Consider the following 14638-nt stretch of genomic DNA (forward strand, 5'->3'; position numbering starts at 1 on the left):
CACTTCGGACGGCGTGCTGACCCAAGCGCGGGACTTTCCTCCCCTGCGCCTGTCCAGTGCGGTACAACGTAAAAAGTCAAGTTCTCTGCTGTTGTCCGGTGTCACCGTAAGAGACGGGATTTGATCGCGGTGAACGTGAAGAAGATTGCGGGCCTCGCCGGTATCGCGTTGGTGCTGTTCTTCGTCATCGCCCAGCCTGGGCAGGCTGCCGGCCTCGTCGGCAACATCATCGACTTCCTCCGCAGCTCGGCCGAATCGGTGATCACCTTCGTCAGCAGCGTGTTCAAGGGCTGATCGGGGGTTACCCTCGAACCATGTTCGCGCCACGCGACCCCGACGAGTACCTCCTCGACACCGAGCGGCGGGTCATCAGGATCCGCCGCCACTGGGCGGTGCTCCTCTGGGACACCTTCGAGGCGGCCGCACTGCTGGCCGTCTGCGTCCTGGTGTCCTACCTGCTGCCGCCGGCGCTGTACATCGGCCAGAACATCCTCTGGTACGTAGCGCTGCTGGTCGTCCTGCGGTTCGCCTACGTGGTGATGGAGTGGTGGGTCGAGCGCCTGGTGGTCACCGACAAGCGGTTCGTCATGACCACCGGGGTGTTCACCACCAAGGTGCTGATGATGCCCATCAGCAAGGTCACCGACCTCAGCTACGTCCGCACGGCGACCGGCCGCATGATGGGCTACGGCACGATGGTGGTCGAGTCGGCCGGTCAGATCCAGGCGCTCAACAAGATCGACTTCCTGCCGCGGCCCGAAGAGTTCTACGACACGATCTCGGAGCTGGTCTTCGGCGACAAGCAGAAGCAGGCCGAACGCTTCTCGATGATCAAGGCCCAGCGGGCCGCCCGGGGCAAGAAGCCGGTCGGGTGACGCGCGCCGGGGTGTCCCGGCCGCAGTGTGACGCACCGCATCGTCGACAATGGACACGATGCGCATCGACCTGCACGCCCACTCCACCGCTTCCGACGGCACCGACACGCCGGCCGGGCTCGTCGCCGCGGCCGCGAAAGCCGGGCTCGACGTCGTCGCGATCACCGACCACGACACGACCGCGGGCTGGGCGCCCGCCGCGGAGGCGCTGCCACCCGGCCTGACGCTGGTGCCCGGCGCCGAGCTCTCCACGGTGTCGGCCGACCCCGAGACCGGCAGGCAGATCAGCGTCCACCTGCTCGCCTACCTCTTCGACCCGACGTCCGAGGCCGTGGTCACCGAACAGACCCGGTTGCGGCTCGAGCGCCGCACGCGGCTGCGGCGGATGGCCGAGCGGATGGCCGCCGACGGTCTCCCGATCGACATCGACGAGATCTTCGGCCTGCTGCCCGAGGACTCCCCTCCGGGGCGCCCGCACCTGGCCCAGGCGCTGGTCCGGGCCGGGCTGGTCAAGTCCGTCGACGAGGCCTTCGCCGACTACCTGAGCCCCCGCCGCGGCTACTACGTCGCCCGCCGCGACACGCCGGTCGAAGAGGCCATCGACATGATCGCCGCGGCCGGCGGCGTCACGGTCATCGCGCACCCCTTCGCCTTCAGCCGCGGCGCCACGATCAGCGAGGACACCCTTGCCGGGCTGGCCGCGCGCGGGCTCACCGGCGTCGAGGCCGACCACCCCAACCACGACGCGCCGACGCGGGCCCGCACCCGCGAGCTGGCCGCCGAGCTCGGCCTGCTCGTCACCGGGTCCAGCGACTACCACGGCACCAACAAGACGATCGCGCTCGGCGAGTGCACCACCGACCCCGGGCAGTTCGAGGAACTCGTCGCGCGCGCCACGGGCTACCACGTCGTGAAGGGCTGACATGGCCTTCGCCGACGTCTTCGACGCGAAGCTCTTCATGAGCGCGACGATCACCCTCGTCGTCATCATGGACCCGCCGGGCACGGTGCCGGTGTTCCTCAGCCTCGTCGGCCGCAAGCCCGTGGCGACCCGGGCGCGCGCGGCCCGGCAGGCCGTCCTGGTGTCGCTGCTGGTCATCAGCCTGTTCGCGGTCGCGGGCCAGGCGATCCTGGCCTACCTGGGCATCGGCATCCCCGCGCTGCAGGGCGCGGGCGGCCTGCTGCTCCTGCTGATCGCGCTGCAGCTGCTCACCAGCAACGGGCACGAGCCGGAGGCCGCGGCCGAAGACGTCAACGTCGCGCTGGTGCCGCTCGGCACGCCCCTGCTGGCCGGGCCCGGCGCGATCGCCGCGACCATCGTGTTCGTCCGGCAGGCGGACGGGCACATCGGCGCGTACATCGCCCTCGCGCTGGCGATCGTCACGACCCACTTCGTCATCTACCTCTGCATGCGCTACTCCGGTCTCGTCATCCGGCTGATCAAGGAAAGCGGCATCACGCTGCTGGCCAAGGTGGCCGGCCTGCTGCTCGCGGCCATCGCCGTGGAGCTGGTCGCGAACTCCGTGCGCGGGTTCATCGCCGGCGGGAACTGACCCGCCACCCGGGTTGTCCTGCCGGACAGGATGCGCCGGGGGCGTTGACATCGTTGGCACCCCTCCCGCAGCCTGAAGCTCAGCTCAGCGTTTGAAACGATTCAACGCCTTGCGGAGGCCTCGATGAAGTGGCTCAGAGCAGTCCTGCCGGTCACGGTCCTGGTGGCGAGCGGCGTGATCGCCGCACCCGCCGCCTCGGCCATCCCCGTCCCCGGCTGGCAGAAGTACGTCGTCGCACCGGCGAGCCGGGACGTCCGGCCGGTGCGCGTGCTGTCCACCACCGGCGACGTCACCAACCCCGGCGGCCTGCTCGGGCGCGGGGTCGCGACGTTCAAGCGGCAGGCGCCGCCGCCGAAGCCGGCCTGGCCCGCGGGGACCACCGCGGCCGCGTCGTCGTTCCACGCGCCGAACAACGGCGGGAACGGCCAGCCGCGGACGTACGCGCCGGGCAACGCCGTCGACGGCAGCCCGGACACCTTCTGGAACGACGACACGATCGGCGCCTACCCGGACGTCCTGACGATCACCTCGGTCGCCCCCGTCGCGCTCCCCGGCGTCACGGTCCTGTCCAGTGTGGACGGTGTGCCGCAGGACTTCGCGGTGGAGGTGGCGGACGCGGGCGCGTGGCGGGTGGCCGCGACCGTCAGCGGCAACACCGCCGTCCAGCGGGCCGTCGCCTTCGACCGGCCGGTGACCACCGCGCAGGTCCGGATCACCGTCACGAAGGCGCAGAACACGCCGTCGGGGGAGTTCAGCCGCGTCAACGAGGTCTGGCCCGGTCTGGTCGCCGACCCGCCGGTGCCGGTCGCGGTGGTGGACTTCGGCAAGGTCGTCTCGGGATACCCGAAGATCGCGTTCGCGGGCGCGTCGGCGAACCGGCCCGGCGTGCGGCTGTCGTTCTCGGAAACCCAGCAGTACCTGGGTGAACGCTCCGACTTCACGCGGTCGGACTTCTCCGGCGGCCCGGGCAGCGACCAGTACGCGGTGCCGGCCACGCCGGTCGTCTGGCGCGACACGAAGGGCTGCCAGAGTGGCACGCAGGTCTGTGCGGACGGCCTGCACGGCTTCCGCTACCTGCGGATCAGCCTCGACGCCCTCGCGTCGGACGCGCCCCTGGCCCAGCCGTCCGGCGAGGTGCGGATCAGCGGCGTCTCGCTCGACTTCACGCCGTACCTCGGCACGCCGTCGACCTACCGCGGGTGGTTCGAGTCGTCCGACGAAGACCTGAACCGGTACTGGTACGCGGCGTCCTACACCAACGAACTGGGCATGGACACCTTCCGCGAGTCCGATGTGGACCCCCGCGGCGCGTTCTCGCCTTCGCTGGACGGGAAACTGGTGCTCCACGACGGCGCGAAGCGCGACCGGGACCCGTACGTCGGCGACGTCGCGGTCTCCGGTCTCACGGAGTACCTGACCCACCAGGACGGCACGGCGGCGCGGAACGTCCTCGCCGACCTGGCCGACCACCAGCGTGCGGACGGCTGGATCCCGCCCGCGTCGATCAACGGGTACACGTTGCCGCTGTTCGACTATCCGCTCTGGTGGGTGACTTCCAGCTGGGACTACGTCCTCTACACCGGCGACACCGCGTACGCGGCTTCGTACTACTCGCACCTCGTGAAGACGCTCGACGCCTGGTACCCCTCGGTGACTGACTCGCGAGGGTTGCTTGCGAAGGGCCTCAACGGCACAGGTGGCTACGGCGACTACGCGTTCCTGCCGCGTACCGGCGAAGTGACGTACTACAACGCGTTGTACGTCCGGGCTCTTCAGGGCGCGGCCGGCCTGGCGCGGGCGACGGGGCACGCGGCGGACGCGGATCGGTGGCTTTCGCGGGCTTCGGACGTGGCCGCGGCGGTGAACCAGTACCTGTGGGATCCGGCGGCGGGCGCGTACCTCGACTCGGCGACGGGCGCGGTGCGCCACGGCCAGGACGGCAACAGCCACGCGATCGTGGCCGGGATCGCGTCGCCCGCGCAGGCATCTTCGGCGTTGGCGCGGCTCGCCGCCGGGGCGCTGCCGTACGGGAACCCGTTCATGGACAACGACACTCTCGTCTCCGACGGCACGAAGCGCGTGTACGCGTTCACGTCGTTCCCCGAGCTGCAGGCACGGTTCCGGACCGGGCAGACGGCGTCCGCGATCGACCAGATCAAGCGGATGTACGGCTGGATGACCACGCACGACCCGGGTATCACGGCGTGGGAGGGCATCGGCGAGGGCGGCTCGCACTACGAGCAGGGCTACACGTCGGCCGCGCACGGCTGGTCGACCGGCGTCGTGCCGGTGCTGACGAACGAGCTGCTGGGGGTCTCGCCGGCTTCGCCGGGCTTCGCGACCTGGACGGTCGCACCGCACCCGGGTCCGGTTTCGTGGGCGCGCGGAGCGGTGCCGACGCCGAAGGGCGCGGTGTCGGCTTCGTGGTCGCAACAGGGTTCGGTGTTTTCCCTGACGGTGACGGCTCCGCGCGGGACGTCCGGCTCGCTGGTGGTGCCGGCGGGCCGGCTGGTGCTGCTGGACGGCCGGGCGGTTTCCGGTGCTTCCGCCGCGGGTTCCCTGGCGGTGTCCGGCGGGACGCACACCGTGCTCGTCGTGCGGTAGCGGGCTTTCCGCGCGGGGCGAGGTCGCCCCGCGCGGAAAGTGTCGGTGGTGGTGCGTAGCGTGGGGAACCGTGAAGGAGCAGATGGGCTTCGATTTCGGCGTGGCGCAACCGGTGCGGCTGACGAAGGTGTCGCCGGCGCGGCTGGCGACCTTCGCCGACTGCCCGCGCCGCTACCGGCTCTCGTACCTCGTGCGGCCGACCCCGCAACGCACCGGGCCGTGGGCGCACAGCACCCTGGGCGCGGTGGTGCACAACGCGCTGCGGGCGCTGTTCGACCTGCCGGTGCTCAAGCGGGTGCCGCAGCGAGCGGTGGCGCTGGTGGCCGAGCACTGGAAGGACGCCGGGTTCGAGGACGCCGACCAGGCCGCGCGGTACCGCGCGCGGGCCAAGGGCTGGGTGGCCGAGTACGTCGAGGACAACGACGTCAGCCACGACCCGGTCGGGCTGGAGCGGTGGGTGTCGGCGCCGGTCAGCCCGTCGCCGGGGGAGCGGCCCTCGATGATCATCGAGGGCCGCGCGGACCGCATCGACGCGCGCGACGGCTCGCTGGTCATCGTCGACTACAAGACGGGCCGCCGGCCGCCGGACGAGTACGAGGCCCGGGCGTCGCAAGCGCTTGCGTTGTACGCGGTCGCGGCGGCCCGCACGTTGCGGATGCCGTGCACGACGGTGGAGCTGCACCACCTGCCGAGCGGCACGATCGCGGCGGCGGAGCACACGGACGAGAGCCTGCGGCGGCACTTGCAGCGCGCGGACGAGACCGCCGCGGACCTCAGGCTGGCCACGGATACCCTGGACGCGGGCGGCGACGGGGACGTGCTGTTCCCGCCCCGCCCGGACCGGCGGTGCGCCTGGTGCGATTTCAGGCCGAGCTGTGCGGCGGGCCGGGAAGCGGCCCCGGCGGCGCAGCCGTGGGACCTGCTCGCACCCTGAACGGGAGGGAACGTGGCTTCACCGGACACCGACGAACTGGCAACGACCCCGCTTCCCGTGGGTGAGCCGGAAAAGCCGCACCAGGGCGTGTCCTCGGCCGCCGACGCCGAGACGGCGCCGCAGGAGCGGGTCGGTCCCGAGCGGATCGCGCCGGAGACCACCACGGCGGAGACCACCGTGCCACAGGCGGCTGCGCGGGATGCTTCCGCGCCGGAGGTCACGGCGCCGGATGCTTCCGTGCCTGCTGCTTCAGTGCGGGCCAGGCAGGGTGGGCGCTGGTGGCGTGGGTTCACCGGCTCACTGGCGGCCGGGCTCGCGGTGCTCGCGGCCGGGGTGCTCGTGGTGGCGGGAATCTGCCTGTACACCGGCGCGCCCGGTCCGGGCGCGACCTTGCTGGTCGGCCACCCGGTGGCAGCGGTGCTGGCCGTGCTCGCTCAGCGGGTCGCCGACCGCCGCAATGGACCAGCGGCGGTGGGTGCGGGCGTGGCGGTGGTGCTGTTCACGGTCTCCGCGCTGACCCTCTTCTGGCTCACCTGACCCGCACCCCGGCTTCCGGCCCCAATCACGCGAGTTCCGGCCCCAATCACGTGGCTTCCGGCCCGGATCACGCGAGTTCCGGCCCCAATCACGGGCCCTCCGGGCTACTTCAGGGCCGTCAGGACCGGGCCGCGCTGCTCGAGCAGGACCGGGCCGGCCGCGGCCAGGCGGACCACGCCCGTGTAGCCCCGGCGCTCGACCCCGACCGTGCGGATCGTCGATCCGTCGTTTTCGTTCAGCACCGCCAGGCCGCCCTTGATCGGGATCACCAGCTGCTGCGCGAACGTGCTTCCCGGGCCCAGCGCGCTGCTCAGCGTCCAGCGCGGCGAGAGGTCGTCACGGGACAGGGCCACGACCTTCGACCCGCTGAACCAGTACACGTTCTGGGCCGTCTGGGTGGTGGCCTCGACCGCCGAGGGCGGGTCCTGGGCGAGGTCGCCTGCCGGCACGTCCAGGGGGTACGCCGCGCGCTGGGTGCCGTCGCCGTTGTAGACCACCAGGAGCTTCTGGTCGGGGAGGACCACCGCTGTCACGTCGCCGGACATCGCGATGACGCGGGCTCGCTTGCCCGCCAGCACCGAACTGAAGCTGACCTGGGGCTCGTCGTCCTTCTCCGGCGCCGCCTTGTAGACCGTCAGGCGGTCGGCCGGGTCGCCCGGGCAGCGTTCGATCACGCCGACCTTGCCCGACGCCGTCGCGACCGTGCCGTACGTGCAGCCCGTGCGGGGCTGCTTGCCCGCGTTGACCAGCGCCGGGACCTGGCCGTACTCGGCGCTCTGGACCAGGTCGTCGCGCCACGTCGTGAGGAGTTTCTTGCCCGTCGCGGTGATGTGCGAGCCGTCGCTGACCAGCTGGGTGCCCAGCTCCGCGTTGCCGTTGCGCTGCGCGGTGATCCGGCCCGTCGCCGGGTCGAGCTGCGTGACTTCGCTGCAGTTCCCGGTCTTGTGGTAGACGGCGTTCAACCGCCCCCACGCCTCGTCCACCGTGCACAACGGCAGGTCACGTGTGTAGTGCCAGCGGATCTGCCCGGTCAGCGGGTCGCGGTCGGCGACCTCGCCGCCGTCCGCGGTGGCCACCGAATCGCCGGCCACGACCGGGACCGGCGTCGCGCCGCTGGGGGCGCTCCAGATTTCGGCCAGTGACCCGGGCACCTTGTCCGGTGCCGCGGGCAACGGCGGGGGCGGTGCCGCCTCGGTGCGGTCGGTGGCCGCGCTGTCGCTCGTCACGCCGATGACCAGCCCGAGCGCGACCACGCCGACCGCGATCAGCGCGGCGATCACCCGGTCCCGCCCCCGGTTCCAAGGCGATCGACGCGCCTTGACCCGCGGGGCGGGCGGGGTGACCTCGACGTCTTCGAGGACGTCTTCGGAGCCGTACTCGGGTTCAGGCGCGCTTTCAGCCGCCTTGTCGACGTCGCTCACGTACCCGAACCCCCGATGGAGAAGCTTCAGTCTGCCGACGCAGGTGTATCAGACGTCGCGGCCGGACGGCGACGGCGGCGCCGGCGAGCCGGACGCTCGGCGTTCTCGCCGGTTTCCTTCTCGACGGCCGGGCCGGTCGCTTCCGGGGCGTTGCCGCTGCGGGTGCGGCGGCGTGACCGGGTGCGGCCCTCCGACGCCGAAGCCTCGGCCTCCGACGAAGACGAAGCCGAAGATTCGGCCGCGTTGTCCGCCGTCTCGATCGCCTCGGCCCCTCGCGCGGCACCGCGGGTGCGCTTGCGCGGGGTCCGGGCGCGCTTGCGCGGAGCTTCTTCCGGAGCCGGAGCCTCGGCCGCCTCGCCGGCCTTGCCGCGGCCACGCGGGCCGCGGCGCTTGCCGCCCAGATCCTCTTCTTCCTCGGCGGCCAGGCCCGCACGGGTGCGGTTGGCCAGCGGCAGCCGGCCCTTCGTGCCCTGCGGGATGCCCAGGTCCTCGAACAGGTGCGGCGACGACGAGTACGTCTCCACCGGCTCCGGCTTGTCGAGGCCGAGGGTGTCCGAAATCAGCTTCCAGCGGGGCATCTCGTCCCAGTCGACGAGCGTGACCGCGACACCGGTGCGACCCGCGCGGCCGGTGCGGCCGATGCGGTGGACGTAGGTCTTCTCGTCGTCCGGGCACTGGTAGTTGATCACGTGCGTGACGTCGTCGATGTCGATGCCGCGGGCGGCGACGTCGGTCGCGACCAGGACGTCGACCTTGCCGGAGCGGAACGCGCGCAGGGCCTGCTCGCGGGCGCCCTGGCCCAGGTCGCCGTGCACGGCGGCGGCTGCGAAGCCGCGCTCGACCAGGTCGTCGGCCACCTTCTGCGCGGTGCGCTTGGTGCGGCTGAAGATCATCGTCAGGCCGCGGTCCTCGGCCTGCAGGACGCGGGCGATGACCTCGGGCTTGTCCATCGAGTGCGCCCGGTAGACGAACTGGGTGGTGCGCTCGTGGATCGCGCTCGCGTCGTTCTCTTCGGCGCGGATGTGCGTCGGCTGGCGCAGGAACGTGCGGGCCAGCGTGATGATCGGGCCGGGCATCGTGGCCGAGAACAGCATGGTCTGCCGCTCGTCCGGCACCATCCGGAGGATGCGCTCGATGTCGGGCAGGAAGCCCAGGTCGAGCATCTCGTCGGCCTCGTCGAGCACCAGGCCGCGGACCTTGCCGAGCACCAGGTGCTGCTGCTCGGCCAGGTCGAGCAGGCGGCCCGGGGTGCCGATGACGACGTCGATGCCCTTGCGGAGCGCCTCGATCTGGGGCTCGTAGGGGCGGCCGCCGTAGATGGCCAAGGTGCGGATGCCCAGGTGCTTGCCGGCGCCCTTGAGGTCGTTGGCGACCTGGATGCACAGCTCGCGGGTGGGCACCACGACGAGCACCTGCGGGGTGCCGTCGCCGGGGACCTGCACGCGGTGCAGGAGCGGGACGCCGAAGCCCAGCGTCTTGCCCATGCCGGTGCGGGCCTGGCCGATGAGGTCGTCGCCGGCCATGGCCAGGGGCAGGGTGAGCTCCTGGATGGCGAACGTCCGCTCGATGCCGGCCTCGCCGAGCGCCTTGACGATCTCCGGCTTGACGCCGAAGGACGCGAAGGTCGGGGCTTCGGGCTCGACCTCGACGCCCGCCTGCAGCGGGTGCGACGTGTCGAGCGCGGCCGGTCCGGTCTCGCTGTGTTCCAGCGCGACGGCGGGGGGCTGTTCGGTTGTGGAAATTTCTGCGGTCAGGGTGATCGCCTCTCTCGTGACCAGCGCGCACAGCCCTGGGTCCGCTCGACACTCGACCGGGAGTAAACCCTGGTCCCTGGCGCTGATCTTCAAGCGCGGAACCGGTCCGTCCCGGGAATGCCGGAAGAGGCGTGCACGCACATTGCAGTACGTCGGCAAGCCACGTGACCTGCCTGATCCCGACGCCGGTATGACGTACGGAAGCTTGGTATCGCCCGCCAGTGTACCTGGTCAGCAGTTTTTCGACAGTACCCGGCACGCCGGAACCAGTGTGATCGGTCTCGTCCCGCCACGTCCGGGTGCTTCGGCGATACCCTGCCCCCGTGACCGAGCCGAAAGAGATCTCCGAGGGCGTAGTCGACCTTCTGGGTGTGATCGCGTACCTCGAACTGTCCGCGTTCGACCGGCTGGCGGAGGACGCGCACAGCGCCCCCACGCTGGCCGGACGGGCCGCGTTGGCGACCATGGCGGCCGCCGAGATCGGTCACTACGGCCTGTTGTCGGCACACCTGGCCGCGCACGGCAGCAAGATCGAGGACGCCATGGGGCCGTTCGTGGGCCAGGTCGACGCCTGGCACGCTTCGACGCCGCCGAAGTCGTGGCTGGAGTCGCTGGTCAAGGCCTACGTCGGCGACGGGCTGGCCGCCGACCTCTACCGGGAGATCGCCAGCTGGCTCGACCCGGAGACCAAGGACCTCGTGCTCACCGTGCTCGCCGACACCGGCCACTCCGCGTTCGCCGAACGCGAGGTCGCGGCCGGCATCGAGGCCGCCCCCAAGACCCGTGACAAGCTCGCCCTCTGGGGCCGCCGCCTGCTCGGCGAGGCGCTGACCCAGGCCCAGTACGTCGTCGCCGAGCGCGACGGGCTGGCGGAGCTCATCATCAACGGCTCGGGCGACCTCTCCGGAATTGCCGCGCTGTTCCGGCGGTTGCAACAGGGGCACACGAAGCGCATGCAGGCGCTCGGCCTGGGCTGATCCCGATGGAGTACCCGGAAGTGACGACGCGGTCGGGCGCGGAGATGCGCCACCGGAACGAGCCCGTTCGGTTAGCCTTGCCGAGCACATCCCTTACGAATTTTCAGCGGAGGTCCCACGTGGAGGTCAAGATCGGCATCAAGGACACGCCGCGCGAGCTGGTGGTGTCCAGTGGCCAGTCTCCCGACGAGGTGGAGAAGCTGGTCGCCGAGGCCCTGACGGCCGGTGACGGGCTCTTCCGCATCAACGACGAGAAGGGGCGCAAGTACATCGTCCCCTCCGACCGCATCGCGTACGTCGAGATCGCCCCGTCCGACGTCCGCAAGGTCGGCTTCGGCGTCGGCGACTGACCCACCGCCCGAGTTCGGGAAGGCCACCTCGGGACGTGCCCGAGGTGGCCTTCGCGCGCTCGGGGTTCACCGGATTGTGGTGTTTTGCTTGGAGTGTCGCTTTCCGCCACCCACCTTCGGCCGGTGACCACTCTCGAGCCGTCCGCCGTCGCGGATCTCGTGCGGAGCACCCTCGCCGCGCACAAGTCGTTGTTCCTCGCCACTTCGGGCCGTACCGGACCGTGAGTCGGCGGGGTGTACTTCGCCGAAAGCGGCGAGTTCACCCTGAACCTGGTGGTCGAGGACCGCGGCCGGACGCTGGCCGCCATCCGGGAGAACCCGCTGGTCTCCGTCGTGGTCTCGACGGGCTCGCCGATGGAGCCGTTCCTGCAGGCCCAGGCGTCCGCCGAGATCGTCGGCGCCGACGAGGGCGCGCGGGTGCGCGAGCTGCTCGTCACGAAGGTTCCCGAGGCCGCGCCCTTCCTGGCCGCACCGGTCACGGCGGTCCGGCTGGCCGTGCCGAAGTGGCGGGCCACGGACATCGCGAACGGCTGGCTGCCCGGCCGCGAACTGGCCGACCCGCGCCTGCCCTGACGTCAGGCGTTGAGCTCTTCCAGCGTCGTCGGGACGTGGAACGGCGGGGTGCTCGTCCCCGTGATCCGGTAGCGCCCCCACGGATCCGGGTCCGACAGCTCGCCCGACGCCGAGTGCGCGCCCGCCTCGATCCGGACGGCCTTCTTCTTGCCGCCCACCAGGCGGGTCAGCTCCTCGTGCACCGCCACCCGGCCGTACCAGCGGTAATAGCCGTCGATCGGCTGGAAGTAGCCGCGCAGCTCGACCGTCACCGGCAGGGGAACCCCGTCGACCACCAGCGTGGCCGAACCGCTGTAGCCGTCTTCGTCGTGCTCGCTCATGACGTTTCCTCCAGCGGGTTCCGGCGGCCCAGCTGGACCACCTTGTTGACTTCCAGGGGCAGGTTCGGGTCGATGACCACGCCGTTCTGGCGGGTCAGCCCGTCGATGGCCGCCCAGATGATCTGCGTCAGGTATTCGACGACCGCGTCGCGGCTCATCGACCGGCGGTCCAGCCACCACTCGCCGGTGTTCTGGACCATGCCGACGATGCCGTGCGCCCACGGCTCGGCCGCGCCGGAGTCCATGTCGAACATCCGCATGTAGTCGCCGAGCAGCGCCGTCAGCGCGGTCGCGATCAGCTCCTTGTCCTCGGCCACCACGTCGGAGGAGATCGGCTTCTCCGGCCGCCCGTGCGCCAGCAGCCGGTAGAGGTTCGGGTGCTCCTCGATCACGGTGAAGAACGCGTCCAGCGCCATCCGGATCCGCGGCACCGGGGCGAGCTCGGCGTTGATCGCCGGGATCAGCCGCTCGAAGAGGATTTCCGTGCCGCGCTGACCGAGTGCCACGTACAGGTCGGCCTTGTCGTCGAAGTGCCGGTACAGCACCGGCTTCGTGACGCCGGCCTCCGCGGCGACGTCCTCCATGCCGAGGTCAGGGCCGTGCATGTCGAGGGCCCGCAGCGCGGCCTCGACGAACTCCTTGCGCCGGGCGATCCGGTGCTTGCGCCAGCGGTCGCGCCGGGCGTCGCCGGTGGCCTCCTCGTCGCGGGATGACCTGCTGGGCTGCTTGCCGGAGCGCTTGACACGTTCGATCACGGGAGTCATGCTACGCACAGGTAACTGTTACCTCAAGTTACATGTTGCGGAAGGGGTGTCGGCGATGACGCGGACGCTGAAGGAACCAGATCGCGAGAAGACCGCGAACCGCCTGCTGAAGTCGTCGGCGAACAAGTTCTACGACCCCGACGTCGACATCGACTGGGCCGCGCCGCTGGTCGAGGGCAAGCGGTTCATCCTCGACGAGCGGTCCTCGCTCTACGGCACCGAGCTCTGGGAGAACCTGACCCCCGACCAGCGCATCGAGCTGGGCAAGCACGAAGTCGCGAGCGTCGCCACCACCGGCTTGTGGTTCGAGATCCTCCTCATGCAGATGCTGCTGAAGGAGGTCTACGAAGAGGACCCGACGTCCGCGCACGCCCAGTTCGCGCTCACCGAGATCGCCGACGAATGCCGGCACTCGACGATGTTCGCGCGGATGGCGGCGCGGATCGGCTGCCCGGCCTACGGCCCGGTGCCGTGGCTGCGGCGGCTGGCGAAGCTCATGCCGTCGATCTCCTACGGCCCGGCGCGCTACGGCGCGATCCTGGTCGCGGAGGAGGTGCTCGACCGGCTGCAGCGCGAGCAGATGAACGACGAAGGCGTCCAGCCGCTGGTCCGGATGGTCAACCGGATCCACGTGCTCGAAGAAGCCCGGCATGTCACCTTCGCCCGTGAAGAGGTCACCCGCGGCATGGCGAAGCTGTCGAAGGCCGAGATCGGCTACCAGCAGTTCGTCATCGCGCTCATCGCGTACTTCGTGACGCGGGCGTTCATCAACCCGGACGTCTACAAGGCGGTCGGCATCCGGCCGCGCGACGGCGTCGAGGCGGCGCTGAACAACCCGCACTGGCAGGGCACGATCGCGTGGGCCGGCGAGAAGATCATGCCGTTCCTCGAGGAGTCCGGCCTGGTCGGGCTGCCCGGGAAGTACTTCTGGCGCAAGTCGTTCCTGCTCCCGGCGGGCCGATGACGACGGCGTCGCGGCTGCGGAACCCGTCGCTCGGGCACCGGTTCGTCGCGAGCGACGGCGCCGCGCTGCACGTCTCGGACTCGGGGCCGGCCGGCTCCGGCAACTCCACGGTGACGCTGGTGCTCGTCCACGGCTGGACGCAGGATCACCGGACGTGGGACTTCGTGCTCCCGCACCTCGACGCGCCGGTGCGGACGTTGCGCTACGACCTGCGCGGCCACGGCGGTTCGGCGCCGGCCCGGCCGGGCTCGGCGACGCTCGCCCGGCTCGCCGACGACCTCGCCGAGCTGATCGCCGACCGCGTGCCGCGGGGGCCACTGGTGCTGGCCGGGCACTCGATGGGCGGCATGACGCTGATGGTGCTCGCCGAACGGCACCCGTCGCTGGTCGCCGGCCGGCTGGCGGGCGCGGCGTTCGTCGCGACGTCGTCCGGCGACATGGACCGGCTGACGCTCGGGTTCCCGGGGCTGGTCGGCCGGGGCGTGACGCGCTTCGAGCCGCGGGTCGCCCGGCTGCTGGCGGGGCTGCGGAGCGAAACCCTGCGGCTGCGCCCGGGACTGGTCCGCTCCGGCACCCGGCGGCTGGTGTTCGGCGACCGGCCGGGGCGCGCGCAGGTGGACAGCGTCGTCGGGCAGCTGCTGTGCGCGCACCCGGCGAGCGCGGGGCTGTTCCTGGACGCGATCGCGGCCCACCGGGGCGTCGGCGGCCTTGGCGCGCTGGGCGACGTGCCGTCGGTGGTGCTGGCGGGGGAGAAGGACCGGCTCTGCCCGCTGTCGCACGCGAAGGTGATCGCGGACGAGCTGCCGCACGCGGAGTTCGTCCGCTACCCCGGGGCCGGGCACATGCTCCCGCAGGAACGCCCGTACGAAGTGGCTCGCCGCATCTCCGCCCTGGTCCGCGCCGCCGCCCCCACTTTGCACCGCAAAGCGGCACTTTCACGTGAAATTTCCCCTTTTCGGTGCAAATAGTAGCTTTAAACTGAAATTTACGCATTTGACGTAGCATTTGGGGT

At 71.1% G+C, this 14638-nt stretch carries 16 protein-coding genes; 12 read left to right on the forward strand and 4 right to left on the reverse strand.

What is annotated here, in order from left to right; all coding sequences use genetic code 11:
- The first annotated feature begins 129 nt into the window (after nt 1-129).
- The 7 genes from AB0F15_RS17375 to AB0F15_RS17405 all read left to right on the forward strand — a co-directional run bounded on the left by AB0F15_RS17375 (nt 130) and on the right by AB0F15_RS17405 (nt 6503).
- Entirely contained in the window at nt 130-294 is a 165-nt protein-coding gene (locus AB0F15_RS17375) for a hypothetical protein (RefSeq protein WP_162472554.1), read from the forward strand.
- 20 nt (nt 295-314) lie between these two features.
- Nucleotides 315-875, forward strand: coding sequence for a PH domain-containing protein (locus AB0F15_RS17380; protein ID WP_003095467.1), 561 nt, complete (start codon nt 315-317; stop codon nt 873-875).
- Nucleotides 876-924: 49 nt separating this feature from the next.
- The gene (locus AB0F15_RS17385; RefSeq protein WP_360270999.1) at nt 925-1797 is read left to right on the forward strand and encodes a PHP domain-containing protein; all 873 of its coding nucleotides are present in this window, start codon (nt 925-927) and stop codon (nt 1795-1797) included.
- Between the two features lies 1 nt (nt 1798).
- The gene (locus AB0F15_RS17390; protein WP_360271000.1) at nt 1799-2428 is read left to right on the forward strand and encodes a MarC family protein; all 630 of its coding nucleotides are present in this window, start codon (nt 1799-1801) and stop codon (nt 2426-2428) included.
- A 123-nt stretch (nt 2429-2551) separates the two neighbouring features.
- Complete coding sequence (locus AB0F15_RS17395; protein WP_360271002.1) at nt 2552-5032, forward strand: alpha-L-rhamnosidase C-terminal domain-containing protein; 2481 nt, start codon at nt 2552-2554, stop codon at nt 5030-5032.
- An 82-nt stretch (nt 5033-5114) separates the two neighbouring features.
- Nucleotides 5115-5966 carry a PD-(D/E)XK nuclease family protein gene (locus AB0F15_RS17400; protein WP_360271126.1) on the forward strand — a complete coding sequence of 284 codons (852 nt, stop codon included), beginning with the start codon at nt 5115-5117 and terminating at the stop codon, nt 5964-5966.
- A gap of 12 nt (nt 5967-5978) precedes the next feature.
- Complete coding sequence (locus AB0F15_RS17405; protein ID WP_360271004.1) at nt 5979-6503, forward strand: hypothetical protein; 525 nt, start codon at nt 5979-5981, stop codon at nt 6501-6503.
- 104 nt (nt 6504-6607) lie between these two features.
- Here AB0F15_RS17405 and AB0F15_RS17410 read toward each other — a convergent pair whose 3' ends face one another.
- Both AB0F15_RS17410 and AB0F15_RS17415 read right to left on the reverse strand, forming a co-directional pair.
- Entirely contained in the window at nt 6608-7924 is a 1317-nt protein-coding gene (locus tag AB0F15_RS17410; RefSeq protein WP_360271006.1) for a hypothetical protein, read from the reverse strand.
- Nucleotides 7925-7950: 26 nt separating this feature from the next.
- Nucleotides 7951-9771 (reverse strand): DEAD/DEAH box helicase, encoded by a 1821-nt coding sequence (locus AB0F15_RS17415; RefSeq protein ID WP_360271007.1) that lies wholly within the window; start codon nt 9769-9771, stop codon nt 7951-7953.
- Nucleotides 9772-10001: 230 nt separating this feature from the next.
- Here AB0F15_RS17415 and AB0F15_RS17420 point away from each other — a divergent pair, with 230 nt between their 5' ends.
- The 3 genes from AB0F15_RS17420 (at nt 10002) to AB0F15_RS17430 (ending at nt 11578) form a co-directional block, all read left to right on the forward strand.
- Nucleotides 10002-10655 (forward strand): ferritin-like fold-containing protein, encoded by a 654-nt coding sequence (locus AB0F15_RS17420; protein WP_360271009.1) that lies wholly within the window; start codon nt 10002-10004, stop codon nt 10653-10655.
- 119 nt (nt 10656-10774) lie between these two features.
- Nucleotides 10775-11005: a DUF3107 domain-containing protein gene (locus tag AB0F15_RS17425; protein ID WP_043784361.1), complete on the forward strand. Its 231-nt coding sequence runs from the start codon at nt 10775-10777 to the stop codon at nt 11003-11005.
- 234 nt (nt 11006-11239) lie between these two features.
- Entirely contained in the window at nt 11240-11578 is a 339-nt protein-coding gene (locus AB0F15_RS17430; RefSeq protein ID WP_360271012.1) for a pyridoxamine 5'-phosphate oxidase family protein, read from the forward strand.
- Nucleotides 11579-11580: 2 nt separating this feature from the next.
- Here the strand turns inward: AB0F15_RS17430 and AB0F15_RS17435 are convergent, their stop codons facing one another.
- Nucleotides 11581-11898: a DUF4873 domain-containing protein gene (locus tag AB0F15_RS17435; RefSeq protein ID WP_360271013.1), complete on the reverse strand. Its 318-nt coding sequence runs from the start codon at nt 11896-11898 to the stop codon at nt 11581-11583.
- A complete protein-coding gene (locus AB0F15_RS17440) occupies nt 11895-12662 on the reverse strand; it encodes a TetR/AcrR family transcriptional regulator (protein ID WP_360271014.1) in 768 nt (255 codons plus the stop codon). Before AB0F15_RS17440 ends, AB0F15_RS17435 begins: the two co-directional genes overlap by 4 nt.
- 55 nt (nt 12663-12717) lie before the next feature.
- Between AB0F15_RS17440 and AB0F15_RS17445 the strand changes: the two genes are divergently transcribed.
- Both AB0F15_RS17445 and AB0F15_RS17450 read left to right on the forward strand, forming a co-directional pair.
- On the forward strand, nt 12718-13626 hold the full coding sequence (locus AB0F15_RS17445; RefSeq protein WP_360271016.1) for a diiron oxygenase: 909 nt from the start codon (nt 12718-12720) through the stop codon (nt 13624-13626).
- Nucleotides 13623-14594 (forward strand): alpha/beta hydrolase, encoded by a 972-nt coding sequence (locus AB0F15_RS17450; RefSeq protein WP_360271017.1) that lies wholly within the window; start codon nt 13623-13625, stop codon nt 14592-14594. Before AB0F15_RS17445 ends, AB0F15_RS17450 begins: the two co-directional genes overlap by 4 nt.
- Nucleotides 14595-14638: the final 44 nt, after the last annotated feature.

The sequence above is a fragment of the Amycolatopsis sp. NPDC026612 genome, from assembly GCF_040638285.1.
Lineage (GTDB): Bacteria > Actinomycetota > Actinomycetes > Mycobacteriales > Pseudonocardiaceae > Amycolatopsis.